Source organism: Fructilactobacillus sanfranciscensis, assembly GCF_029023685.1.
GTDB lineage: Bacteria > Bacillota > Bacilli > Lactobacillales > Lactobacillaceae > Fructilactobacillus > Fructilactobacillus sanfranciscensis.
This window is the reverse complement of record NZ_CP118925.1, coordinates 544,550-570,264: the sequence shown is the minus strand read 5'-3', so window position 1 is coordinate 570,264 and position 25,715 is coordinate 544,550. Positions and strand designations below refer to the sequence as shown.

30 protein-coding genes and 1 other annotated feature are annotated in these 25,715 nt (G+C 34.0%); of the genes, 7 read left to right on the top strand and 23 right to left on the bottom strand.

Annotation, left to right across the window (positions count from 1 at the left end; translation table 11 throughout):
* Positions 1-78: 78 nt before the first annotated feature.
* The 4 genes from PY770_RS02900 to PY770_RS02885 all read right to left on the bottom strand — a co-directional run bounded on the left by PY770_RS02900 (position 79) and on the right by PY770_RS02885 (position 3,214).
* Positions 79-879, bottom strand: coding sequence for an energy-coupling factor transporter transmembrane component T family protein (locus PY770_RS02900; RefSeq protein ID WP_163601608.1), 801 nt, complete (start codon positions 877-879; stop codon positions 79-81).
* Complete coding sequence (locus tag PY770_RS02895) at positions 872-1,732, bottom strand: energy-coupling factor transporter ATPase (RefSeq protein WP_156843388.1); 861 nt, start codon at positions 1,730-1,732, stop codon at positions 872-874. Before PY770_RS02895 ends, PY770_RS02900 begins: the two co-directional genes overlap by 8 nt.
* The gene (locus PY770_RS02890; RefSeq protein WP_103429119.1) at positions 1,717-2,547 is read right to left on the bottom strand and encodes an energy-coupling factor transporter ATPase; all 831 of its coding nucleotides are present in this window, start codon (positions 2,545-2,547) and stop codon (positions 1,717-1,719) included. The genes PY770_RS02895 and PY770_RS02890 overlap by 16 nt, the downstream gene beginning before the upstream one ends.
* A gap of 70 nt (positions 2,548-2,617) precedes the next feature.
* The gene (locus PY770_RS02885; protein WP_103429120.1) at positions 2,618-3,214 is read right to left on the bottom strand and encodes an ECF transporter S component; all 597 of its coding nucleotides are present in this window, start codon (positions 3,212-3,214) and stop codon (positions 2,618-2,620) included.
* Positions 3,215-3,397: 183 nt separating this feature from the next.
* Between PY770_RS02885 and PY770_RS02880 the strand changes: the two genes are divergently transcribed.
* The 3 genes from PY770_RS02880 to PY770_RS02870 all read left to right on the top strand — a co-directional run bounded on the left by PY770_RS02880 (position 3,398) and on the right by PY770_RS02870 (position 6,438).
* The gene (locus PY770_RS02880; protein WP_103429121.1) at positions 3,398-4,498 is read left to right on the top strand and encodes a M24 family metallopeptidase; all 1,101 of its coding nucleotides are present in this window, start codon (positions 3,398-3,400) and stop codon (positions 4,496-4,498) included.
* Positions 4,499-4,638: 140 nt separating this feature from the next.
* Entirely contained in the window at positions 4,639-5,997 is a 1,359-nt protein-coding gene (locus PY770_RS02875) for an FAD-dependent oxidoreductase (protein ID WP_103429122.1), read from the top strand.
* Between the two features lie 90 nt (positions 5,998-6,087).
* Positions 6,088-6,438 carry a DUF805 domain-containing protein gene (locus PY770_RS02870; protein WP_103429123.1) on the top strand — a complete coding sequence of 117 codons (351 nt, stop codon included), beginning with the start codon at positions 6,088-6,090 and terminating at the stop codon, positions 6,436-6,438.
* Positions 6,439-6,497: 59 nt separating this feature from the next.
* On the opposite strand, the gene PY770_RS02865 is transcribed toward PY770_RS02870, so the two are convergent.
* Both PY770_RS02865 and PY770_RS02860 read right to left on the bottom strand, forming a co-directional pair.
* Positions 6,498-7,475, bottom strand: coding sequence for an ArgE/DapE family deacylase (locus PY770_RS02865; RefSeq protein WP_275046071.1), 978 nt, complete (start codon positions 7,473-7,475; stop codon positions 6,498-6,500).
* Positions 7,476-7,479: 4 nt separating this feature from the next.
* A complete protein-coding gene (locus PY770_RS02860) occupies positions 7,480-7,635 on the bottom strand; it encodes a hypothetical protein (protein ID WP_163601606.1) in 156 nt (51 codons plus the stop codon).
* A gap of 389 nt (positions 7,636-8,024) precedes the next feature.
* Between PY770_RS02860 and PY770_RS02855 the strand changes: the two genes are divergently transcribed.
* Positions 8,025-8,249, top strand: coding sequence for an ACT domain-containing protein (locus PY770_RS02855; protein ID WP_144011133.1), 225 nt, complete (start codon positions 8,025-8,027; stop codon positions 8,247-8,249).
* 102 nt (positions 8,250-8,351) lie between these two features.
* On the opposite strand, the gene PY770_RS02850 is transcribed toward PY770_RS02855, so the two are convergent.
* The 14 genes from PY770_RS02850 to cdaA all read right to left on the bottom strand — a co-directional run bounded on the left by PY770_RS02850 (position 8,352) and on the right by cdaA (position 21,548).
* The gene (locus tag PY770_RS02850) at positions 8,352-9,008 is read right to left on the bottom strand and encodes a class A sortase (protein WP_103429125.1); all 657 of its coding nucleotides are present in this window, start codon (positions 9,006-9,008) and stop codon (positions 8,352-8,354) included.
* Positions 9,009-9,090: 82 nt separating this feature from the next.
* Positions 9,091-10,494 carry an MFS transporter gene (locus tag PY770_RS02845; protein WP_103429126.1) on the bottom strand — a complete coding sequence of 468 codons (1,404 nt, stop codon included), beginning with the start codon at positions 10,492-10,494 and terminating at the stop codon, positions 9,091-9,093.
* A 106-nt stretch (positions 10,495-10,600) separates the two neighbouring features.
* A complete protein-coding gene (asnS, locus tag PY770_RS02840; protein ID WP_103429127.1) occupies positions 10,601-11,995 on the bottom strand; it encodes an asparagine--tRNA ligase in 1,395 nt (464 codons plus the stop codon).
* Between the two features lie 45 nt (positions 11,996-12,040).
* Positions 12,041-12,245 (bottom strand) — a binding site (T-box leader).
* 40 nt (positions 12,246-12,285) lie between these two features.
* On the bottom strand, positions 12,286-12,525 hold the full coding sequence (locus PY770_RS02835; RefSeq protein ID WP_103429128.1) for a hypothetical protein: 240 nt from the start codon (positions 12,523-12,525) through the stop codon (positions 12,286-12,288).
* A gap of 20 nt (positions 12,526-12,545) precedes the next feature.
* Positions 12,546-13,589: a lactonase family protein gene (locus PY770_RS02830; RefSeq protein WP_103429167.1), complete on the bottom strand. Its 1,044-nt coding sequence runs from the start codon at positions 13,587-13,589 to the stop codon at positions 12,546-12,548.
* Positions 13,590-13,664: 75 nt separating this feature from the next.
* Positions 13,665-13,979 (bottom strand): hypothetical protein, encoded by a 315-nt coding sequence (locus tag PY770_RS02825; RefSeq protein ID WP_056958252.1) that lies wholly within the window; start codon positions 13,977-13,979, stop codon positions 13,665-13,667.
* 16 nt (positions 13,980-13,995) lie between these two features.
* Entirely contained in the window at positions 13,996-14,130 is a 135-nt protein-coding gene (locus PY770_RS02820; RefSeq protein WP_014081844.1) for a hypothetical protein, read from the bottom strand.
* 66 nt (positions 14,131-14,196) lie between these two features.
* Positions 14,197-16,011: a glutamine--fructose-6-phosphate transaminase (isomerizing) gene (gene glmS / locus PY770_RS02815; RefSeq protein WP_103429129.1), complete on the bottom strand. Its 1,815-nt coding sequence runs from the start codon at positions 16,009-16,011 to the stop codon at positions 14,197-14,199.
* Between the two features lie 283 nt (positions 16,012-16,294).
* A complete protein-coding gene (locus tag PY770_RS02810) occupies positions 16,295-16,609 on the bottom strand; it encodes an LPXTG cell wall anchor domain-containing protein (protein ID WP_275046070.1) in 315 nt (104 codons plus the stop codon).
* Between the two features lie 73 nt (positions 16,610-16,682).
* A complete protein-coding gene (locus PY770_RS02805) occupies positions 16,683-17,285 on the bottom strand; it encodes a bacterial Ig-like domain-containing protein (RefSeq protein ID WP_225362462.1) in 603 nt (200 codons plus the stop codon).
* On the bottom strand, positions 17,273-18,034 hold the full coding sequence (locus tag PY770_RS02800; RefSeq protein ID WP_146039153.1) for a hypothetical protein: 762 nt from the start codon (positions 18,032-18,034) through the stop codon (positions 17,273-17,275). Before PY770_RS02800 ends, PY770_RS02805 begins: the two co-directional genes overlap by 13 nt.
* 624 nt (positions 18,035-18,658) lie before the next feature.
* A complete protein-coding gene (gene glmM, locus PY770_RS02795; protein ID WP_103429133.1) occupies positions 18,659-20,005 on the bottom strand; it encodes a phosphoglucosamine mutase in 1,347 nt (448 codons plus the stop codon).
* A 23-nt stretch (positions 20,006-20,028) separates the two neighbouring features.
* Complete coding sequence (locus PY770_RS02790; RefSeq protein ID WP_103429134.1) at positions 20,029-20,736, bottom strand: CdaR family protein; 708 nt, start codon at positions 20,734-20,736, stop codon at positions 20,029-20,031.
* Positions 20,736-21,548: a diadenylate cyclase CdaA gene (gene cdaA, locus PY770_RS02785; RefSeq protein WP_103423586.1), complete on the bottom strand. Its 813-nt coding sequence runs from the start codon at positions 21,546-21,548 to the stop codon at positions 20,736-20,738. Before cdaA ends, PY770_RS02790 begins: the two co-directional genes overlap by 1 nt.
* Positions 21,549-21,740: 192 nt before the next feature.
* Here cdaA and PY770_RS02780 point away from each other — a divergent pair, with 192 nt between their 5' ends.
* Positions 21,741-22,406 (top strand): DUF1361 domain-containing protein, encoded by a 666-nt coding sequence (locus PY770_RS02780; protein WP_168852568.1) that lies wholly within the window; start codon positions 21,741-21,743, stop codon positions 22,404-22,406.
* An 18-nt stretch (positions 22,407-22,424) separates the two neighbouring features.
* Here the strand turns inward: PY770_RS02780 and murB are convergent, their stop codons facing one another.
* A complete protein-coding gene (gene murB, locus PY770_RS02775; RefSeq protein ID WP_041817670.1) occupies positions 22,425-23,321 on the bottom strand; it encodes a UDP-N-acetylmuramate dehydrogenase in 897 nt (298 codons plus the stop codon).
* A gap of 107 nt (positions 23,322-23,428) precedes the next feature.
* On the opposite strand from murB, the gene PY770_RS02770 reads away from it, so the two are divergent.
* Both PY770_RS02770 and PY770_RS02765 read left to right on the top strand, forming a co-directional pair.
* Positions 23,429-24,199, top strand: coding sequence for an exodeoxyribonuclease III (locus tag PY770_RS02770; RefSeq protein ID WP_168852570.1), 771 nt, complete (start codon positions 23,429-23,431; stop codon positions 24,197-24,199).
* A gap of 13 nt (positions 24,200-24,212) precedes the next feature.
* Positions 24,213-24,746 (top strand): 3'-5' exonuclease, encoded by a 534-nt coding sequence (locus tag PY770_RS02765; RefSeq protein ID WP_103429138.1) that lies wholly within the window; start codon positions 24,213-24,215, stop codon positions 24,744-24,746.
* Between the two features lie 19 nt (positions 24,747-24,765).
* On the opposite strand, the gene PY770_RS02760 is transcribed toward PY770_RS02765, so the two are convergent.
* A complete protein-coding gene (locus PY770_RS02760; RefSeq protein WP_103429139.1) occupies positions 24,766-25,248 on the bottom strand; it encodes a GNAT family N-acetyltransferase in 483 nt (160 codons plus the stop codon).
* Positions 25,241-25,714 carry a tRNA (adenosine(37)-N6)-threonylcarbamoyltransferase complex ATPase subunit type 1 TsaE gene (tsaE, locus tag PY770_RS02755; protein ID WP_014081835.1) on the bottom strand — a complete coding sequence of 158 codons (474 nt, stop codon included), beginning with the start codon at positions 25,712-25,714 and terminating at the stop codon, positions 25,241-25,243. Before tsaE ends, PY770_RS02760 begins: the two co-directional genes overlap by 8 nt.
* Between the last annotated feature and the right edge of the window lies 1 nt (position 25,715).

The window sequence follows — 25,715 nt, the reverse complement described above, 5'->3', positions numbered from 1 at the left end:
TAAAACTGCCTAATTCACGTTAAAAAAGCCGCTCATATAGCATTATTCTTTTTTTTATTGCTGTCAATAGAATTTAGCTTAAAAATTAATATTTAAAGATAAGATTAAACCAAAAATTAATAAAACTACTATTAAAATTAAACTATCAAATTTACTCCAATTCGACTGGCGTATATGGGTACGATGTTTACCATCCGTATATCCCCGTAATATCATGGTTGCTGCTAATTGCTCAGCTCTACGAAAAACACTCATAAATAATGGTACTAAAATCGCAATATTACTCTTAATTCGTTTAATTATGGAACACTTTTCAAAATTTATTCCTCGTGATTTTTGTGCATTCCTAAGATTGTTAACTTCCTCAGTTAAAGTCGGCACAAAACGTAATGCAATTGCAGTAACTAACCCGATATCATCAAGGTTAACTCCCACAAATTTTAAGGGATAACAAATCCCTTGAATTGTTTGGGCAATTTTGGCTGGATTAGTTGTCATTAAATAGACAGTTAAAATCACTATGGCAACTAAAAATCGTAAAAATGCCAAGCTTGCGATTTGCAATCCAAAACTAGAAATCGTAAAAATGCCATAGTGCCAATAAATGGTTCCACCATTACTAAATAAAATTTGTAAAATTGAAGTTAAAAAAATCATATAAATAAAAAATTGAGTTCCTTTAATAAAGAAAATCCAGCCAACTTGAGAGACTTGAATTATTACACCGCAGATTCCCAATAAAATTATAAATCCAAGCAAATTATGGTTAATAAAGCTAGCAATTATTAGTAAAACTGATGCAATTAATTTTAATCGCGGATTTAGACGATAAATTAAGCTCTTACCAGGAATATATTGCCCAAAAATAAAATTATTCATGAGTACCTCCATTCGGCTTAAACTGCTTTAACAAACGATTAATTAGTTCAGTTTTGTTAATTGGCAATTCATTTTCAATCTGATGATTTTTCATTAACTTTAAATAGAATTGAGCTGCTTCTGGTAATTCAACCTTTGAATCATCCGTTGAAAATAATTCAATTGGCTTTGTTTGTCTGACTATTGCACCGTTTTTCATAACTACCACATGATCAGCAAATTCCGCCACATTTTCCATAGAATGCGTCACCATGATAATGGTCAATCCAAATTGACTTTGTAATTTTTTCAATAAACTCATCAAATTTTGATTACTAACATAATCAAGTCCGGCTCCAGGTTCATCTAAAACTAGTACTTTTGGTTCACAGGCTAGTACTCCTGCCAAAGCAACGCGACGCATTTGTCCCCCAGATAATTCAAAGGGAGCTTGTTCAAACAAATCTTTGTCAATTCCAACTTTTGCTAACCAAAATTTAGCCAACTCCACTGCTTCTTGTTCAGATTTACCAAAATTCAATGGTCCAAACATCACATCTTTTAAAACTGTTTCAGAAAACAGTTGGTTTTCGGAAAATTGAAATACCATGCCAACGTTTTTCCGGACTAAATTTAATTGTTTACTTTTAGTGTATTTGTCAATTACTTGGTTGCCAACTACAACTTCACCAGAAGTCGGGATTTCTAATCCATTCAACAATTTAATTAATGTGGACTTACCACTTCCTGTTTTTCCAATTATGGCCGTCAATTGATGTGCCGGAAAAGTTAGTGTAATGTTTTTCAAAGCAGTAAATGCCATGGGACTATTTAAATGATAAGTATAACCAACATTTTTTAATTTAATTTCCATAATTGTTTGATTAACTCCTCTTCATTTAGATAATCTTCAGAAAGTTTAATTCCATTTTTGCTAAAAGCTTGTTGTACTTGATACGTTAATGGAACTTCTAAACCACATTTTCTTAGTAATTCAGTTTGAACGTAAATTCGATTGGGATTGTCTTCTGCCACAATTTCACCCTGATTTAAAATGACGATTTTGTCTGAAAGCAAAGTTTCATTAATATCATGTGTAATCGCTAAAACTGTCGTCCCCTGTTCTTCGTGTAATCTATGAACAACCTTTAAAATTTTACTTCTAGTCGTTGGATCAAGCATACTAGTTGCTTCATCTAAAATAATTAAGCTTGGCTGCTGGGCTAAAACACTAGCTAAGGCTACTCGTTGATTTTGTCCTCCAGATAATTGGTTCGGAGCTTGATTAATAAAATCGTTCATTTCAACTGTTTCTAGAGCTTTTGCTACCCTTATTTTCATCTCAGAAGTTTTCATCCCTTGGTTTTCTAATCCAAAAGCGACATCGTCTAACACAGTTGAACTTACGAATTGATTTTCTGGGTTTTGAAAAACCATTCCAATATTTGATCGGATTTCATTTCCATTTTTATCATTCATAGTTTTTCCAAAAACTTGAATTTGCTGTTCTTCGTCATCTAATAATCCAACGATTAACTTTGCTAACGTTGATTTTCCACTTCCATTAGCCCCAATTAAAGATACCCAGTCTCCCCGATTAATGCTTAAATTAACCTTTTTCAAAATTAATTTTGTTTGGTTAGGATAATGATAAGTTAAATTTTTAATTTCAATTACTTTTTCATTCATTTTAAAAATCCTTTGTTAAATAAATAAAGAGCACTCCTCATTTAGAAGTTCTCTTTATTTTAACATGTTGTTATTTTATTTTACTGTGCTTCAACAATGGTAAACATACGATTGGAACAACTACCGCTGCTAATATCGTTTCTGGAATACTATTTGTTCCAACGGCAGTCATTAATACTTTTATAATTAAACTTGGATCACTAACACCATAAGCATGTGCTACAGCGGGGGTCCGATAAAACATGGCAATCATTCCTAAAACCAAAAAGGCATTCGTTAAACTACCAACTATTGCCGTAATAGCTAAAGAAATAGCCGGCTTTAATTTAGTTTTGGTTAAACCAATAAATAAGTAACCGGCCACAACGCCAATTAAAATTCGTGGCAAAATTGAAATAATTGGATTAGTAAAAACTAGTGGTTGTACGGGACTGGTGGGTGCTGTAAAAGCTCGAATAAATGATAAAATGCCCCAAACTCCACCAACAATTCCCCCATCAACTGGGCCTAATAAAATTGCAGCAATAATTACGGTGATATGAATCGTCGTTAAGTTAAGTGGTCCCACCGGAATATATCCAAATAGTGGAACAAAGTTTTGTACAATAATGATTGCAATGAATAACGCCAAAATTGAAATACGGTACGCTTTTGATTTTCTTAACACGAGTTATTTCCCCTTTGAATTAATACTCAAATTATACGCTAAAAATTGAGTATTTTTTGGATTAAATTATTTTCATACTGTTTAAACTGCATTTTATAATAACAGATTATCCAATATGTAACATCAATGGTTGTCTTTAAATTTCATTGTGCTAAAATAACGGAAAAACACGGAGGCTATAATATGGAAAAATTAAAAGAATTACAGAAATATGTTAAAGAACAAAACTTGGACGTCGCTTATATTAGTAATTATGAGGATGTTCAATATTTCACTGGGTTCGGTAGTGATCCAATCGAACGAGTTTTAGCTTTAATTGTTTTCCCAGATGCTGATCCATTTTTATTTGCACCAGCTCTTGAAGTGGAAGATATTCAAAAATCTGGTTGGCCTTACAAAGTTTTTGGTTATTTAGACCATGAAAAACCTTTTGCTATGATTGCTGACCATATTAAAGAAATCAATCCTAACCCAGTTAACTGGGGAATTGAAATGAACAACCTTGTTGTTGATCGTTTACACGCCTTAGAAAAAGAATTTCCAAGTGCCAACTTTAACCACGATTTAACTCCAGAAGTTCAACGACTTCACTTAATTAAAACGGATGATGAAATTGAAAAACTTCGTGCTGCTGGTCGAGAAGCTGATTTCGCTTTCAAAGTTGGTTTTGAAACCATTAAACCAGGTATTACCGAGGCAGATGTTGCCGCTGAGATTGAATATCAATTAAAAAAACGTGGTGTCATGCAAATGAGTTTTCCTACTTTAATTCAAGCTGGAAAACATGCCTCACAGCCTCACGGTGATACTAGTACTCGCAAAATTGAAGATAACGAATTAGTGTTACTTGATTTAGGAACCGTTCATGACGGATACATTAGTGATGCTAGCCGAACTGTCGCAGTAGGTAAATTAAATGATACTCAAGCTGATATCTATAAGGTCTGTCTTGAAGCCCAATTAGCTGCTCAAGCAGCAGTTAAACCTGGAATTACCGCCGCTGAATTAGATAAAATTGCCCGTGACATTATTGATAAAGCCGGCTACGGTAAATACTTCATTCACCGACTTGGTCACGGAATGGGAATGAGTGAACATGAATTTCCTTCAATTATGGAAGGAAATGATTTAAAACTTGAAGAAAACATGTGTTTCTCACTTGAACCAGGAATCTATATTCCAGGCGTTGCAGGAGTTCGAATTGAAGACTGTGTCCGAGTAACAAAAGATGGCTGCGAACCATTTACTCATACTGCTAAAATGTTGCAAACTGTATTTAAATAATCAGAAAAAGCTGACTTCGGTCGGCTTTTTTAATGAAATTTTATGATATGCTTTTCACAATTAGATTGTGTGATAATTAACAGCATGCTACAATCATTTATGTAAACGATCATAGAAGAACTCAAACGAGGTATGGATAAATGAAAGTTATTGTAGTAGGTTGTACTCACGCTGGTACTTTTGCAGTTAAGCAAACGATTGCCGATCACCCCGATGCAGATGTGACTGTATATGAAATGAATGATAACATTTCCTTTTTATCATGTGGAATCGCCCTTTACTTAGGTAAAGAAATTAAAAACAATGATCCCCAAGGGCTTTTCTACTCAAGTCCAGAAGAATTAAGCAATCTTGGAGCTAACGTCCAAATGCGTCATCAAGTTACAAACGTTGATCCAGAAACAAAAACAATCAAAGTTAAAGATTTAATCACCAACGAAGAAAAAACAGAAGCATATGACAAATTAATTATGACCACTGGTTCTAAGCCTACTGTTCCTCCAATCCCTGGAATCGATAGTAGTCGCGTTTACCTTTGTAAAAACTATAACGATGCTAAAAAGTTATTTGAAGAAGCTCCCAAAGCTAAAACGATTACTATCATTGGTTCTGGTTATATTGGTGCCGAACTGGCTGAAGCCTACTCAAACCAAAATTATAACGTTAATTTAATTGATGGTAATGAACGAGTTCTTTACAAGTATTTTGATAAAGAATTTACTGATATTTTAGCCAAAGATTATGAAGCTCATGGTGTTAACCTGGTTCTTGGTTCAAAAGTAGCTGCTTTTGAAGAAGTCGATGATGAAATTATCACTAAAACCCTAGATGGTAAAAAAATTAAATCTGATATTGCGATTCTTTGTATCGGTTTCCGCCCTAACACTGAATTACTTAAAGGTAAAGTTGCCATGTTGGATAACGGTGCAATCATTACTGATGAATACATGCATTCATCAAATCGCGATATTTTTGCTGCTGGTGATAGTGCCGCCGTTCACTACAACCCCACTAATTCTAACGCCTACATTCCTTTAGCTACCAACGCCGTACGCCAAGGGAGATTAGTTGGCCTAAATCTGACTGAAGACAAAGTAAAAGACATGGGAACCCAATCTTCATCTGGTCTTAAATTATACGGTCGGACTTATGTCTCAACTGGAATCAATACGGCTCTTGCTAAAGCCAATAATTTAAAAGTTAGCGAAGTAATCATAGCTGATAATTATCGTCCAGAATTTATGTTGTCAACGGATGAAATTTTAATGTCATTAGTGTATGATCCTAAGACTCGTGTAATTTTGGGAGGGGCGCTTTCAAGTATGTACGATGTTTCGCAATCAGCGAACGTCTTATCAGTATGTATTCAAAATAAAAACACGATTGACGATTTAGCAATGGTGGATATGTTATTCCAACCACAATTTGATCGTCCGTTTAACTACTTAAACATTCTAGGCCAAGCTGCTCAAGCACAAGCTGACAAAGCACATAAATAATTAGTTAAAAATGACAAAGTTAACCTAAATCCTTAACTTTGTCATTTTTTTGTTTTATACTGAGAAAATTGTTGTTTAGAAAGGAGTTTCATGATGATTAAAGCTTATCGTAATTTTTGGCACAATATTTTCAATTTTTTCGGAACCGCAACCCGGTTAGAATTTTTCACGCCCCTTATTTTTAATTTTGGGCTAGCAATTATCTTTGCTTGGATAATCGGCTTAACGGCTGGTTCAGTATTAGGTCAATTTGTGAAATCAGTCTACATGATTGTATTTGCATTGGTCTGGATTGGCAACCTTTCAGTGACAGTTCGTCGGCTTCACGCTTCAAATCATTCTGGTTGGTGGTTTTGGATTCAATTTGTTCCAATTGTTGGAACAATCTGGATTTTCATTTTAATGATTTTACCAAATACTGCAAACCGCTGGGCTAACTAAATTTTTAGCGAAAAAAGAGAAAGAACTAGAATTATAGTTCTTTCTCTTTTAATTTGGCGTTATTTTAGTCCTTCAATCATGAGCTGTTTATAAATCTCAATAAAATTAAAATACATGCTTTCATCAATGTATTCATTGGAACTGTGTAATGATTGGTTACCAGGTCCAAAAATAATCATTGGAAAATCATCCGGTTTATCGACCAAAAACTTAGCCGCATCTGTCGTATATGATCCACCGAATAAGGGAATCTTTTGATCAGTTACTGCTTCCCCAATTTTCTGCCCTAGTTTAATCAATGAATTATTTTTATCACCATCAACTGGTGGTAAATTCATTAAAATTTCCATATCAAATTGGTATTTTGGATCAGTTTTTTCTAATTGTTTAATTGTATTCTCAATGATGTTAATTACTTTTTTATTGCTAAAGTCATCAATTGTCCGTGAATTTAACTGAACTTCAGTCGTTCCAGGAATCGAATTAACTTGAGTTCCCCCTTGCATAACAGTGAAGTTAAATAAAAATTTACCAGTTTCTGGGTCAACAATTTCAGTATCACCAATTTCTTGATTAATCAATGTTACTAAATCAAGCATATTTTGCAAAGCATTATTACCTAAATCTGGCATTGAACTATGAGCAATTTTACCCATCGCTTTTAATTTAATGTCTAATGAACCTTTATGAGCATAGCAAATTTTGTAGCCAGTTGGTTCCCCAATAATCAAACCATCAACGTCATCCATGAAACCTTGTTCCGTTAATTGTTCCGCTCCAAACTCACCCACTTCTTCACCTAAAGTGATTAAAAGTCTAATGGTTCCCTTAAAAGGCATTTCACTTTGCTTCAATTCAATCATGGCAATTATCATGGCAGCTACTCCACTTTTCATATCGCAAGTTCCGCGACCATATAATTTGCCATATTTTCCCGTTAGTTGAAAAGGCTCAGTGTTCCAGTCACCAACAGCATCAACCACGTCTTCGTGTCCACTAAATGCAAGCACTGGGTGTCCGTTTCCAATCTCAGCCACTAGATTAGCTCGATGCGGTGGCATATTGGACAATTTCAGACTCAATCCCGTACTTGTCCAAAAAGGCCGCTAAATACTCGGCAACAGCTTCTTCATTGTCATTCATGGAACGAATTGCAACTAAGTCAGCTAACAGCTTAATTTTTTCATTTTTATTCATGATATTCGTCCTTTAGTTTTTTAAAGAATACATGAATTTTAAGTAAAAGTAAATTTTTCCATATTTTTTATAACAATATTGATATTTTATGTTCATTTTCTAATATCACTTGTTTTTAAAAAATAAACATATTATTATTAAATTATAATAACTTATCCTCAGAAAAGAGATGAATTACAATCGCTAAAAAATATATTGTTAACAAAGAACTCCTCCCAACTATTTTACCGAAAGTTGTCAAAGCATATAAATTATTAGACTCCGGAAAAGCTAAGAGTATCAGTAATGCCGCGAAACAAATTGGAATCAGTCGCGATGTAATTTATAAATATAGAGGTTTAATCTCTGACTATGATGACAGTGAGTTAAGTAAAAAAGTAATTTTCAGTGTGCGTATTAACGACCAGTATGGTGTCATGAGTAAAATCTTAACTGTCATATCAAAAAATGATGCGAGTGTAATCACAATCAACATGACTCTTCCAATTCATAAAGAAGCAGTCATTAATTTTACAATTGATACTCATCAACTCCGTGAATCGCTACATGAAATGTTAGACGAAATTAATGAGTTACCTGAAATTATAAGTGTAAATTTAATTTCAGCAGAATAAGAATTGAATTAACAAAAAAGAGAACTTACGATTTTTGTAAGTTCTCTTTTAAAATCAATTGAGTTAAAAATTATCTTTTTTGAATCAAATATTTATAATGCATCATTTAATTAATTCTCCCGTAACAACAATTCTTTCGGTAATTCCAGGGATTGGTTTAGTACAAGTAATTAAAGTAACTTGCTTTTTACCAGGTACATCATTTACCACACCAACATCTTTTTCATTAACATTCTTAACACTGGTAACTTTATATTTGTAAGTTTTACTCAAATCTGAAATTTCAATCAACTGGCCTTTTTTTGCCTTAGTTAATGGCGAAAATAAACGTTTAGGATCATCCATGTGATGACTTGCTAATGCGTAATTTCCTTGACCCATTTTTTGATTAGGTTTCATAGTTCCTGCACCTAAAAAGAGTGTTTCCGAATTCAATCCCTTATAAATTGGCAAATCGATTCCAACAGCAGGATATTTAATCTTACCAATGGCATTTTCATGGCTTGCCTTTTCACTCTCCATAATTGATTTAGCAGAAACGGCAGAAACCGCTTTGTAATTATAATTTCCAGATTTTGCTTTTCCTTTTTTAATTTCAGATTTTGTCAAACTATTTACTTTTTGTTCAGATCGCATTCCTAACCAAAAACTTTCAATTTGAGAATTAAAGGTTAGACACAAACCTACTACCAACAAAATAAATAAAAAGAGATAAGTAAATACTTTTTTGATTCGGTGTTTCTTTGTTTTAACTGTCATTTAAATTCTCCCTTAAAAAACAGGCCATTAAAATAACGGCCTGTTTTGTCTTATTTATTTTTATAATAGCACAAACTTAGAATTATTTACTATCTTTTTTCGTATTCCGAATCATCATTGCAATAACTAAACCAATAATGGAAATTACAAAGAAAGTGATATATACAGCGTGAAAACCGAATTGATTGGCAACTGGTAACGATTTACCTGAATTACTTGCCATCTTAGTGAAGTTAACTAGGATTAAAGTGGCTACTGTTACACCAGTTGAACCTAGCACTTGACGAATTGTCGTGATTACCGCAGTCCCATGTGAAATTAATTCATCAGGAAGTGAGTTGGCACCCAAGGTAACCGCAGGCATCATAACGAACGCGTTTCCACCTTCAATTAACATGGCAATTAAGATCATGCCCCAAATGTTTGTTAAATGTAAGCATGTTAATAATCCCCAACCAATCACAATCATACACATTCCAAAAATCATAGTTGATTTAAAACCAAACTTATCAGCTAAAGTTCCAGTTAGCGGATTTAAAAAACTAAGTAAAGCTGCACCTGGAACTAATGCCATTCCAGAAATAAATGGTGACACGTGAAGAACTTGTTGGTAATAAAGAGGGAAAATAATCGTTACCACAATTAAAGAAATGTAAGAAAACCCAGTTAAGAGAACTGATAGATCATAATTAAAGCTCTTCATTACCCAAAGATCTAATAACGGATTCTTAATGTGAAGTTGACGATAAACGAACAAAGTAAGCATTACTAATGAAACTACTAGAATAATACCTAATTCAGTGTAGTTAGCGTTTCCACGTCCAATTTCAGAGATGAAGTAAAGTAGCCCAACTAAACCTAAAGTATAGAAAATTGATAACCAATCTAGCTTAGTTTCTTTTCTTGCCATCACATCTTTCATAACGAAAAATGAAACAATCAATATCAAAGTAATTACGGTCATGAAGAAAACAAATAGTCCTCTCCAAGTGGTATAGTGCAACACAATTCCTGAAATAATTGGACCACATGCTAAAGCTGAACCCATGACTAATCCAGCTACTCCCATGATGGTTCCCCGTTTTTTCTCGGGGGTAATTTCTAGTAATACTGTTTGATATGAAGGGAAAAGTACCCCAACGGCAGCAGCTTCCATCACACGTCCAAGCATTACAATCGGAAAATTATTTCCCAGATAAATAATTAAAGTCCCAAAATCAAATAATATCAATACTAAGGCAAATAAGCGTTTAAAACTCATATTATTTAATAGCCATGGACTGATTGGCATCGTAATACACATGACAATCATAAAGCCAGTCGTTAACCATTGAATCGTGTCTGCTGAAACTCCAAAGTAAGTCATTAAAGTTGGATAAGCAGTTGATAACGATGATTGACTAATGGACATCGTAAAAGTTCCAATTAACATCGTTGCAATAAACAAGAAACGAGTTAAGGGACTCATCGCGTGTTTTGTTTCCATAAATTACATCCCTTTCAAAATCAGTCTATATTATAATTATTACAAATTACATTATACTATAATTTTAGCCATAAAAAAAGAACGCAAATTGCGTTCTTTAATGTTTTTAGAAATTAATACTACCTTGAACTCGAGGATAAGGAATCACGTCACGAATGTTATCCATTCCAGTAACATACATTAAAAGACGTTCAAAACCAATTCCAAAACCAGAGTGTTTTGTTCCACCATATTTACGAAGGTCTAAGTACCATTCGTATTCTTCACGTGGTAACCCAAATTCTTTCATTTTAGCTTCTAAGACATCTTCACGTTCTTCACGTTGGCTTCCACCAATTAATTCACCAATTCGAGGAACTAGTAAATCAACAGCAGCAACAGTCTTACCATCTTCATTATCACGCATGTAAAAGGCTTTGAAATCACGTGGGTAATCAGTAACGAAAACTGGTTTACCAAATACTTTTTCAGCTAAGTATTGTTCATGTTCAGAGTTAAAATCAATTCCCCATTTAACTGGGAATTTAAAGTCAACATCCGCTTTTTCTAATAATTCAATTGCTTTTGTATAAGTAATTCTCGCAAAATCTTCATCAACTGTTTTGTGTAGTAAATCTAACAAATCGTGGTCAACATTATCATTTAAGAATTGTAAGTCTTCTGAAGCATTCTCCAATAAGTATTGAACAACATACTTCAAAAGTCCTTCAGAACGATCTAAAACAGCTGGAAGTTCAGCAAAAGCCATTTCTGGTTCAATCATCCAGAATTCAGCAGCATGACGTTTAGTATGTGAATCTTCGGCTCTAAAAGTTGGCCCAAAAGTATAAACATCTCTAAATGCTAAGGCAAATGGTTCAACTTGAAGTTGTCCACTAACGGTTAAATTAGTTTCTTCACCAAAGAAGTCTTTACTGTAATCATTTTTACCATCATCCGTTTTAGGTGTGTCTTGATCATCTAAAGTCGTTACACGGAACATTTCTCCGGCTCCTTCAGTATCACTACTTGTGATGATAGGAGTATTAACGTACACGAAACCATTTTTTTGTAAGTATTCATGAATCGCAAATGCTGCTAAAGAACGAATCTTAAAGACCGCATAAAAAGTATTTGTCCGAGGACGTAAATGTGCAATTGTTCTTAAATATTCAAGTGAATGAGCTTTCTTTTGAAGCGGAAAGTCTGGATCTGACACCCCTTCAATGTCAATTGCTTCTGCATGTAATTCAAATGGTTGTTGAGCATCAGGTGTTTCAACTAATTTACCAGTAACTTTTAAGGTTGAACTAATTGGTAATTTAGTTACATCTTCATAATTATCTAAACCATCTCGTTTAGCAATTACCTGAATATTCTTGATGTATGTCCCATCGTTTAATTCGATAAACGCAATTTTCTTTGATGATCTTGTGGTCCGAATCCAACCAGAAACGGTAATTGATTCATCGCCAAAATCACGTGGCTTAGTATATAAATCTTTTACTAAAACGTCCTTCATGATAATCTCTCCTTTAATTTTTGACAAAACAAAAAGACTCCGTCTACAAGGGACGAAATCTTCGCGGTACCACCCAAATTGTTTAAATTAATAAACCAACTTATTTACAACGTTAACGAGCTGCAACCGTTGGCCTTTCAACCAAAATAACCTGGGATGTTGTTCACTTAGAAATCTAGTTAAGCTTTCACTATCCTTAACTCGCTACATAGAAATCAACTAAGCTACTATTCCACTGTTTGTCATATTTATCTTATTTAAAATATACAATACCAAACTTAATTTTGCAATTATTTATTTGAAGTAAAAAGCACTTCGTTAATTTGATGACGTAAATCACCAAAATCTTGAAAAGCTTCACGAACTGCATCGACGGGTTCTGCCCCATCGGTAACCTTTACAGCAGCATCTTGCATCAATGTCCGTTTGATTTCAATTTTTAGCATTTCCAAACGAGGAGTTAAGGGATAATCAGCAAAAATTTTGTCTAATTTTCCTTGAATTGCAATTTCTACATCACTTTCAGCCATGATAATAACTTCTTTTAAATTTATTTTCTAAGCATTACACAAGTTCCCTCTGGAACTGAAAAACCTTTTTGAATCATCGCTAATTTACCTGTATCAACATTTCGTTGGTACAAGGTTGCATTATTAGTATTTTGGTTAACTGCTACCACAAATTTTTGATCACTATTGAAAGTAAAATCACGCGGAAATTCACCTTCAATGGAAATTAATTGAATTAATTTTACATTTCCATCTTCTTGAATTTCAAAGACTGCTAAACTGTCATTGCCTCGATTTGAAACATAGACAAAGCGATTATCATTAGAAATGCGAATTGCAGCAGCTCCATTATGAGAGGTCCATTCTGCCGGAATTGTTGAGACGATTTGTTGAACCGCTAATTCACCAGTTTCTTCATTATAGTCAAGGACAGCTAGCTTACTTGAAAGTTCACCAACTAGATATGCTTTACCAGTTTTTTCGACAAATTGAATGTGACGAGGACCAAAACCAGGTTCCATTGTAGTTTCACTAACTAAATGAAGTTTGCCTTGATCTGATAAATCATAGAGATAAACCTTATCCAATCCAAGATCACAAACCGCAATCCGATTATCATAAGTTAAATCAATATAGTGAGGATGTGGACCGCTAGCTTGTTCAGGACGGGGACCAACTTCCCCAATATCATGAATTCGGTCAGTTTCAGTTAAGGTTCCATCATCGTTAATTTTAAAAACGTGGACATTTCCAGTATGGTAATTAGCCGTATAAACATTCTGATGAAGTTCATCGACAGTTACATAGGCAGGACTGCTACCTTCTTCAGTTACATCCTGAATTTCTTTAAAGGGAATGTTAGCACTGTCAAAAGCTAACAAACCACCCACTGTTTTATCATTTTTAAGTTCTTTATCAATCGCATAAACTTTATGAGCCTTTGATTCAGCCACATAAGTTGGTGAACCTGCCTTGGCGACCAATTCAGCATTTTGTAATTCTTTTTTGTCAGTATCTAATTCAATTTGATAGATACCTTGACTTTGATGTTTAGTATATGTACCAACTAAAAACTTTTCAATCATCATTGCTACTCCTCCAACTCTTTTTTTATATTATCCCATATTCAACGAGTACGGTAAAGAAAACGGTTTCACAAATTACCCAATATGGTTTTCGTGTAAAATAGCAGAAAACTCTTTATCCATTTCAGGAGTCTTTTTCCATTCCGTGAATTTGGTCATAGCTTCCGTAGGCATTTCATAATTTTCGTTAATATAATTTTCGTAATTAATCACATGAATTGAATGAGGAATATTAATTTGTAAAATGCGAACTTGCTTGATATAACCTCGTTCTGCCGCTAATTCAGCCCGACCATTTTGCACCATGTTACTAATTTCTAAGTATTTACTATCATCAAGTCTAGTAATTTCTTCAATTAAAGTTAATGTTTCATTACTCTTTTTTGTCATTTAATTCTCCACTATTTTACCAATGTTGTTTAGTGACTGACTTAACGCCTTTTCGATTGGCGTTTAATTTATTTTGTTGGTCTTTAAATTTATTCCAAGTTTCTTCTTTTCGATCGTGCTTTTTTTGTTTGTTGCGTTTTGTAAATTTCATTTTATTCACCTCAATTTTGCTACAAAAAAAGAATTGTTTTCACAATTCTCTTTTTAAAACTTAATTCTATTCTACAGTAACACTCTTGGCAAGGTTTCGCGGTAAATCAACGTTCAATCCTTTGTTTAAACTAGTATAATAAGCCAATAATTGGGCTGGAATTACACTAAGAAGTGGTGTTAATAGTTCATCAACATCGGGAATTACAAAAGTATCATCATCTTGTGCAAGACTCTTTCTCACAATGGTTAACGTCTTAGCACCACGAGCTGCGGTTTCCATCAAGTTACTCCGAGTTAATCCCGCAGTGAATCCTTGAGTAATAATTCCTATAACTGGAGTTCCATCTTCAATTAAAGCAATTGTTCCATGTTTCAATTCACCAGAAGCGAATCCTTCAGAATGAACATATGAAATTTCTTTTAATTTTAAGGCAGCTTCTAGTGAAACTGTGTAGTCAATTCCTCGACCAATGTAAAATGCTTGAGTGGCATTAACAAAATAATCTTGTGAAATTTCATCAATTTTGTCTTTTTCATCCACAATAGTTTGCATTCCTTGAGCAACCAAACTTAATTGTGCTTTAAGATCGAAGTCTTGTGCTCGTTGATCTCCAAGATGTTCCCCCAATGCTTTAGCCAAAATTGCTTCTAAAGCAATTTGAGCAGTATAGGCTTTAGTTGAAGCAACAGAGATTTCAGGACCAGCATCTAATAATAAAGTAAAGTCTGATTCACGAGATAAAGTTGAATTAGCAACGTTTGTGATGGTTAAACTTGGATAATGATCCTTGTTAACATTAACTAATACTTGGCGACTATCAGCAGTTTCTCCACTTTGAGATAAGAATAAAAAGAAAGGTTTCTTAGAAAAGATTGGCTTCTCATACGCAAATTCTGACGCAACGTGAACTTCGGTAGGAATGCCAGTCAAAGTTTCTAATTGTTTCTTCCCTACTAGTCCAGCATGATAACTGGTACCAGCTCCAACGATGTAAATTCGATCAGAATTTTTCATAACATCCAATAATTTTTCATCGATTACTGGAGTTCCATTTTCGTCTAAATATTTTTTAGAAAGTTTTCGCATTACATTGGGTTGCTCGTCAATTTCCTTAAGCATGTAATATGGATAAACACCTTTTTCAGAGTCACTTGGATCAACGTCAACTTCAAATTGTTCCCGTTCAACCGCATTGTTATCAGCATCAATCACCACGACGCTATCTGGTTTGACAATCACAACATCACCATCTTGAATTTCCATAAAAGTATGAGTGACGTCTAACATTGCAATTGAATCAGAACAAACCACGTTACAGTCATCGCCTAATCCAATTAATAAAGGACTCTTATTTTTGGCAACGTATAAAGTATTTGGTTCTTTTTTATCCATTAAAATAAAAGCATATGAAGAATTTTTTAATAAAGAAATTGTTTTATTAAAAGCATCTTTAGTACTCATACCTTCCTTAGAAAACTTGTCAATTAATTGAACTACTACTTCAGTATCAGTTTGACTGTGAAATTTAACTCCTTGAAGGTAATCATTCTTTAGTTGTTGGAAGTTTTCAATCACACCATTATGGACTAAAAAGAAACGTTCATCATCGGAAAATTGTGGGTGAGCATTTTCGATTGTAACTCCACCATGAGTTGCCCAACGAGTATGTCCAATTCCTGAAGTACCTTGAACTTCTGGTCCAATTTTCTTACGAAGATCAGCAATACTACCAGTTGTTTTAACCAAAAAGTCTGGTCCCTTTTCACTATCAATAAAAACACCCGCAGAATCATATCCACGATATTGTAACTTTTCTAAGCCATGTACTAAAATTTCAGTTGCATTATCATTTCCTGCAACTCCAACTACTCCACACATATTAAAATCCTCTTTTTAAAATTGGTATAGATGTATACCATTTAATTTTTATTTTTGCAACAACTAATATAATAGTGTTTTACCGAACTTGTGTCAATGATTTTGTCATAATTGGTATATGTCTAAAAGTCACAAAATTAAATCAAATCGAAATCTTATAAATAACTTTTTAAAAAGAGAAAATAAGACCCCCAGGCATAATTAGAAATATTTAAGATAGTGAATTATTTACTAACACCTAAAAATTTCCAAAAGCTTGAGGGTCTTAAATTTTAATGATTAATTAATTCTTTTTAAACTTCTTAAACCCAATCAATCCAAGAAATCCTAAGATACTTGCACCAATTAACTCTAGTAAACTTGCATTTTGTTGTCCAGTATTTGGCAAAGTACCAGATTTCTGATTGTTATTTGAATTTTCTTTTGATTGTTGATATTGATTGTTACCATTCAAATTTGTTTCTTTATTTTGTGAATCATGGTCTGAAGCCTTCCCATTGTCTGAGGCTTTCCCGTTATGGTTTGAATCATTGCCATTATCTGAGTTTTGTCCATTATGATTTGAATCATTACCATTGTCTGGCGTTTCTTTTGGCAAAACAATTATGTTAACTTCTTTGGTTTGTCCATCTGCTACAGTAATCTTAACTGGATATGTTCCAGCAACTTCATTATTTTACTTTTGAAGTATCAACCGTTACGCCAATTGCTTTACCATCTTCATCAATTACTGATGCTCCAAAGGCACTTGCGTCAGGAACTTTATCTCCAGCATGAATTGTAATATCCTTTGCAGTAACACTACTTCGATCTTTAAGTACGTGCAATGTCTTTTTGATCTTCAATCCATTAGCGATTGTAAAGGTTACATCGTAATCACCAGGTTCATTTGCTAATTCACCTTGTTGGTTCTTATCATCAACTGAAACTGTCACAGGAATTGGATTACCATTGTCATCAAGTGCAGTAGCTTTATAATCTGCTACACCTGTTGGAATCTTTTGTCCAACGTAAATGGTTGCATCTGAAGCTTTTAATTCAAAAACATTAACTGCAAACGTTCTAGAAACCATATCTGGTAAATAAGTATAGGTTACATGGTAAACTCCAGGTTTTTCATTGTTAAGATCAGAAGTAACCTTGATATCTGTAGAATCGAAAGGAACAACTATTCCTTTATGATCATAAACCTCAATTCCATTTGTAGAATAATTGTCACCAGTAAGGATATTTTGATCACTTGCCGCAGGATCAACAGTAACTACTTTACGAATTTGAATGTATAATCCTTACCAGGTACATAAGGAGTTCCATTTTGATTTACTAAGTCTGCTTGAGTTCCAGAAATTCTATATGCATAATAATCTGCTACTTTTCCATTAGTACCAACCCCTACTGAATAACCCAAATTAGCCAAATATTCCTTAATTTTACTTAAATTAACGTAAAATGAACCTCCAGTATAGGCTCTCGTATCATGCGCATTTTGTGGTCCTTGACCAAAGTTACTGATACTAATTTCATGATCAGCATTCATTTGAGGAATGATGTTTTGAACATCTTCAGGGGCAACTGTATATATACCATTACTATAGTAAGTTGCTAAGTACTTAGCATCGCTATCAGCTGGTGATTTAACCTGGTTAGCAAATCTAAAATATGCGGTTGCTGTACTTGCAGTATTCACATTACTATCGAAAAGCCAAGCACCAATGTTGTTAAAAGAATTATTATATAAATCTTGATCAGTAAGTCCACTTGCCTGAAGGTTAATATTAAAAGCAAGCTTTTCATTTGGCTTTAGCTTTCCTTTAATTTGAATTTGTCTTAAATTTGCAAAATTAGAACTGTCACCATTATAAGCTGGAAATACTTGAAAACGGGTCATATCAATTCCAGCATTCTTAATAATTTCATCAAGGGTTTCAGTTGTAACTAAGTTTTGAGAATTACCATAAGCATAAAATTTTGGCAATAAGATAGTTAATGTCTTGATCAGTATCAGTAGTGTTTGTAATTTCACTATGTTCAACTACTTGGCCTTTACTGTCATCATAATTAACAATTGATTCAGAATTTACAGCTGGTTGGTTTGAGGCTACATTTAATCCTTTTTCAACTGTGCCATTTGCGTCTTTGTAAGTAATATAAGTAGTTGAATCTAAGCCGTTGGTCGTTTGGCTAAAATTAGCTGATTTGAATCATTACTACTTTGACTGTCAGTTACTGGTTTTTCAGCTGGTGTAGTAACCGCTGCATTATTGTTAGCAGCGTCACCTACTGAAGTGGTACTGCTAGAACCATCACCATTATTAGTTGTATTTACAACTGCTTGACTAGCTTGGTTTGTATCTGCATGTGCGGATACAAAATAACCACTCCCACAAACGATGGTTGTCGTAGTAATTGCTGCAAAAATTCAGTTCTTTCCAGCTTTATACATTTTGTAATAAACTTTCTTGGAATTATTCATTCTTATTCGCTCCTCATATGCTTATTAATCAGACACGACTGTCCGTAATTGTTTTGTATAGTAACATATTAATTAACAAAAGTTAACTTTATATTAAAAAAATAATAAAGAAAATAAAAATTATAAAAAAGAACTTATTCCGATAAATTATCGGAATAAGTTCCTAAAAAGTTTTTATTTGTTATTCTTTTCAACTACGTTAGCAATTCTTTGCGCGTATTCGTTACTTTCTTTTTGGGTAGGTGCTTCTACCATCACTCGAAGTAAAGGTTCAGTTCCACTAGGTCTAACTAAAATTCGACCATCACCATGCATTTCTTTTTCTACTTCTGTGATGATATCTTTTACAGGTTGTGGATCCATGGCATGCTTTTTATCTTTAACGGTTACGTTCACTAAACTTTGAGGATATTTAGTAACTTCATCCGCTAATTCAGAAAGTTTCTTACCAGTTTCTTTCATAATTGACATTAATTGAAGACTAGTCAACATTCCATCACCAGTTGTTACAAAATCAAGAAAAACAATATGTCCAGATTGTTCCCCACCTAAGTTGTACCCATTTTTGTTCATTTCTTCAACAACATAACGGTCACCAACTTTGGTTTTAACACTCTTCATTCCATGAGCTTCCATGGCCTTGTACATACCAAGATTACTCATTACCGTAGTAACAATCGTATCGTGTTTCAAGCGACCATGTTCATCCATGTATTTTCCACAAATGTACATAATCTTGTCACCATCAACAATATTTCCCTTTTCATCAACAGCAATACAACGATCTCCGTCACCATCAAAGGCAATTCCTAATTGTGATCCATTTTCCACAACCATTTTTTGCAATTGTTCTGGATGCGTTGAACCAACGTTATCATTAATATTAATCCCGTTAGGTTTCGTGGCCATGGTTTTAAAATCGAGCTCTAAATCAGCGTATAATCGTGGCATTAATGCACTAGTTGCACCGTTAGCAGCATCAACAGATACTTTAATTCCTTCTAAATTATCCGGAATACTTTGGGCTAAAAAGTGAAGATATTTTTGACCAGCTTCATTATATGCAGCAGCGGTTCCTAACCCTTCTGCAGAAGGACGTGGTAAATTATCAACATCACTTTCAAGCATGGCTTCAATATCTTCTTCAATTTCATCAGATAACTTATATCCGTCTCCACCAAAAAATTTAATTCCATTATATTCAGCAGGATTATGTGAAGCAGTAATCATGACCCCTGCATCCGCGCTTTGATCACGTACTAAGTATGCAACTCCAGGAGTAGTAACTATTCCAAGTCGAATAACTTCAATTCCAACTGACAATAATCCAGCTACCAATGCATCTTCTAACATTTGACCTGAAATTCTCGTATCTCTAGAAACTAAAACTCGAGGTTGATGAGCTTCGGAACTACGTTTAGTTAAAGCATAGCCTCCTGCTCGTCCGGCACGAAATGCAAGTTCTGGAGTTAATTCTTGATTTGCAACTCCACGAATTCCATCTGTTCCAAAATATTTCATAACTTATCCATCCTAACTTTAATCTAATTACTATTCTTTTCAATTTGAAGTTTTACCATGGTGGTCGATGGTGAAATTACAACGTTAATTGTCCTTCCATGTTCATCGAGTGCATCAATTACAGTTGTTTGTTTAACGGATTTATTGGTATCACGATTTAATTTAACTTTAGCCATAACCTGGCTAATCTTCTTCATTTCATCTTTAGGACCAGTTACTTCTACTTTATTAACATCTTTAGAAACCTTGTTAACTTTATATCCACTTGCAATGTGCTTAGTCCGATACGAAACTTGAACGGGATAACTCTTATTTTCACGTTCTTGAATATTTACCGTAATTTTCTTAGGTTTGATATCGGATTTTAATTCCGAATTCAAGCCAGATTCTTTTAATTTAACGGTATGCTTGCCTGGACCCAAATCACTTAAGTCAGCTAAAATTTTAAAATTTTGCGTATTCGAAGTAGTCGCAACTAAAGCTGAAGGTCCAGTAAGCTCTACTTTAACCTTATTGGGATATCCAATTACAAAATACTTATCCGAATTAACGTTCAACTGGAGTGGTACTTCAACTTCACGAGTTTCGTTTGAAGTTAACTGTTGATCATCGCTTTGCGTACTAGAATTAATTTGGCCTAATTTATAATCATGCACCATAAAAAACAAAGCCAGAGAAATTACTAATGAAATAATTAAACAGAAGGGTTTACTTTCAAAAAATTTTTTCATTATTTACCTCCCCCAAAACGTTTGTTGAAAAATTCAGCAATTTCACTATAAAAGGTTTGGTGATTTTTATCATTAACAATCAATTGACTACGTAAGTATTTCAAATAATCATTTTGTGTCATTCCACGGAGTAATTCATTGTTTCTGGTGATGGAAACTTCACCAGTTTCTTCAGAAATCACAATGGTAATTGCATCAGTGACTTCTGAAATTCCAACAGCTGCCCGATGTCTCGTTCCTAATTCTTTTGGAATCAAATTACTTTGTGACAAAGGCAAATAGGAAGCAGCTGAGGCTACTCGGAAATCTTTAATAATTACGGCACCATCATGCAAGGGCGTATTAGGAATGAAAATGTTAATTAACAATTGACTAGAAACATCCGCATCAAGTGCAATTCCAGTTTCGATGTATTCTTCCAATCCTGTTTTCATTTGAATGCTCATCAATGCCCCAATTCTACGTTTTGACATGTATTGAATGGCACCATCTAATGCCTTGATTAACTTCTCAGCTTTGGCATTTTCCTGTTGTGATTGTTTAAAAATTGAACGACGACCTAATTTTTCTAATGCTCTTCTAATTTCGGGTTGGAAAACCACAATAATTCCAATTACACCCCAATTAATGACTTGATCTAAAATCCATGAGGTCATAGTTAGACCTAAATATAAACTGATTACTTTTGCAAGAATTAAAATTACAATTCCACGAAGTAATTGAATGGATCTTGTCCCGCGTAAGAGCATGATCAATTCATAAATCAATACCCATACGACCAGGATATCCAAAATGTTACTTAAATTATGCATTGTTAAAATGTTACCCCCAATCGATTCCCATCAGTCGGCATTCCTCCCTGAAAATATTCTTCCTTATTATACCACTATCAAAGATTCTCTTATACCTTGCTATTAAACTGGTGTAAATTAAAAAAACAAATTAATAGTTTTTTACCGCCATTTGCGGTTTAATTTAGCTATGATAAGTATGAGGTGATTTTTATGACAAAAAGCAAAATTTGGCAAATTAGATTATTTTTTCTAATTTGGCTGGTTTTTATTAAATTATTCATTAAAGATTCAATTTTTGGGTTTTTACTATTAAATACGTTTCTTGGTTACATCCCGATTGAAGTGAGTTTTCATATTGGCGATAAGCCAAAACAAAATATTATTGTATTTTGGCTTTTAACTTTGATTTGGTTAATGTTTTATCCAAATGCTCCTTATATTTTAACAGATTTACTTCATTTATCATGGTTACACCCCAATGGTTTAAATGGTTTGTTAAAATTAGATAGTCATATTTGGTTCTTATACACTAGCCTCTTAATCAGTGCATTAACTTGTGCTTTCATCGGATTCTGGGGAATGATTAATGTTGCTAAGGCAATTAACAAACGTTTGCATCTCGAAAATCGGTTTACTGATTTCATTATGACATCTTTATTGATTTTTTTGAGTTCGGTCGGCTTATATATTGGACGATTTTTAAGAGTACATACAGTTTACTTACTAGCAAATCCCAAATTCTACTTTAAGCTTTTCTTGAATATGTGGAATCAACAAATGGTGATTTTCGTAATTTTAATGACGATTATTCAATTAATTATTTACTGGATATATACAATAATTGCAACAAACAATTATAAAAAGGTTGAGAAATAAAATTTCTCAACCTTTTTTCTATGCTTTTCCGATAATCCGAACTTCTGTTTGTAAATGAATCCCTGAATCTTTAAAAACTGTTTCTTGAACATGTTTAATTACATTTAAATAATCAGTAGCTGTTGCATGATCAACGTTAACGATAAACCCAGCGTGCTTAGTTGACACCTCAGCACCACCAGAACGATAACCTTGTAATCCTGCATCATGAATTAACTTGCCAGCAAAATGCCCTACTGGTCGTTTAAATACACTTCCACAAGAAGGATATTCTAGTGGTTGTTTTGATTTACGTAAATAATTTAAGTGATCCATTTCTGCTTGAATTAAAACTTTATTACCTTTTTCTAATTTAAAGGTAGCCGCTAAAACCACTCCACCGCTATCTTGAATACTGCTATGCCGATAACCAAAATCCAAATCATCGTGACCCATTTCCACAATGTTGCCGGTATTCGTTAAAACAGTTGCTGATTCCAATATGTACTCAGTTTCTCCGCCATAAGCACCAGCATTCATGTAAACTCCACCACCGATACTACCAGGAATTCCAGCAGCAAATTCCATCCCAGTCAAGCCTGCTTTTTGTGCAACTTTGGTGGCTTCAATATATGCAGCTCCCGCTTCAGCAATTACGTGATTTCCATCAACATGAATGTCATTCATATCAGTTAAAATCATCGTTAAACCACTGATTCCACCATCACGGACAATCAAGTTACTTGCATTTCCTAAAACAGTCATTGGAATTTGATTTTCGTTAGCAAACTTTAATAAGGTTTCTGCCTCTTGATAATTTTTGGGAAAAGCCAAATAATCAGCTTTTCCCCCAGTTTTGGTCCATGAATAATTTGATAATGGTTCGTCTTTTAATATTTTAATTTCTTTAAATTTATTGCGTAAGTCAATTGCCATTTTTATTTTCCTTTCGTTAAGCATATATTATTTTATCACTTAAGAAGAACGAAAACCATTCAACAATGCAAGAGTGCTATACTAAAATAATTAAGGGGGTTAAAATGATGAATTTTATTACATGGAACGTTAATGGTATTCGTGCCATTTTGAAAAATAACTTTTATGAATTTTTTAATGCAGCAAATGCTGATTTATTTAGTGTTCAAGAAACCCGGGTTTCCCCAGGAGAAGTTAAATTAGACCTTCCAAGTGATTATTATCAATATTGGAATGATGCTGAACGTCCTGGTTATGCTGGAACCGCTGTTTTTACCAAGCATCAACCACTTAAAGTAATGTTAGGGTTAGATGGTAATGATCAAGATCCTGAAGGACGCGCAATTACCCTCGAGTATCCTAATTTTTATTTGGTAAATGTCTATGCTCCAGCAGCTGGAGAAGAATTACAGAGATTAACCTTTAAAGAAGAATGGGACCAAAAATTAATTACATTTGTTGATAAATTAAAAGCAACAAAACCTGTCATTATTAATGGTGACCTAAACATTGCTCATGAACCAATTGACATTTATGCACCAGAAGAACATCGTCATGCAGCAGGATTTACAGATGCTGAACGTCAACAAATGACTCAACTTTTAGATAGTGGCTTCACTGATATTTATCGTGCAACCCATCCTGATGAACCTAACAAATACACTTGGTGGAGTTATCGTGGCCATGCCCGCCGAGACAATCATGGTTGGCGACTAGACTACTTTATCATTTCTAACAATCTTGTCAAAGATGTTAAAATTACCACGATTATGGATACGGTTTCTGGATCTGACCACTGCCCACTACAATTAATTTTAAATAATTTAACCACCGAATAGGAGCTTAATAGAGATGAACTTTGTCGCAATTGACTTTGAAACTGCCGCTAGCCAGCGTGCAAGCGCCTGCTCGGTAGCTCTGACCGTTGTTCGTGATGATCAAGTTGTAAATGAATTCTATTCGTTAATTAATCCAGAAACTGATTTTAATTGGCGTAACATTCAAGTTCATGGGATTCATAGTGAAGACGTTGCTGATGCACCAACTTTTCCTGAAATTTGGGAAATTATCAAACCATTTTTCAGACGGAATCGACTCGTGATCGCTCATAATAACCGTTTTGACAATAGCGTCTTAAGAAAAAGTATTGAACGTTATCGTTTACCGATGCCTCACTATCAAACCTTAGATACTGTCAAAACCACTCGCAAATTTTATCCCAACTTTGAAAATCACAAATTAAATACCGTTAGTGTTAATTTAGGGATTGATTTGGAACACCATCACAATGCTTTGGATGATAGTTTAGCTTGTGCCAACATCCTCATTCATGAACACCAACAATTTGGTAATGATGCCATTCGCCCCTTTGTCACAACAATCTAAAAAGAATCTGAAGATTCTATTAATCTTCAGATTCTTTTTTCATCCAAATTGTTTGTTTAGTTTCAGATTGATTTTTAAATCCTAATTTATGATAGATATGAATAGCCGGTCGATTATCCTTTTTGACTTCCAAATTAAGTTTAGTCAATTTACTGTAGTTAGTCTGCCAATTGATTAATTCATCAACTAACATGGTTCCTAAACCAATGTTTTGAAAGTCATTTAAGACAGCAATCCCGATTTCACCAGCATCATCATTAATTTGTTGTACAGTACCAATTCCAATTAAATTCTCATCAGCTGTAGCAAGTAAAATAATATTAGTTCCAGAACCATTTAACAATTCAATTTGTTGTGCTTCACTTTGCGGAGTAACTTCATCAATCTCAACGTCTAATTCAAAAAAATCAGATTCACTTTGAAGTTGTTTTAGTAAAGCTAACATTGCACTAGCATCAATTGGTTCAGCTGATCGAATTCCAACTTCTACTTCATTACTCATCTAAACTTAATGCCCCCGACGCTAAAATATCATTAAAATGTTGTCCTTTTGCTGTAAATTCAATTTCACGATTGTTATCACCTAACTGATCTTGACGCGTAAATTTAAGCCTCAAATAATTAGCTGGTAGTTCATCTTCAGCAAATTTCGACCACTCCACGACGCTCACACCATCACCATTAAAATATTCATCTAAACCAAGTTCATCGCTACCACCGACTTCAAGTCGATAAACATCCATATGATAAAGGGGAATCCGCCCGTCTTGATATTCACGAATAATGGTAAAAGTCGGACTTTTAATATTTCTTTTAATTCCTAAGCCATTGGCTAACCCTTTGGTAAAGGTCGTTTTCCCTGCCCCTAAATCACCATCAAGCAACACGACATCGCCTGGTTGTAACTGGGCAGCTAACTCCTCACCTAAACGCTTAGTTTGACTAGGGTCTGTAACTGTAAACTTCATT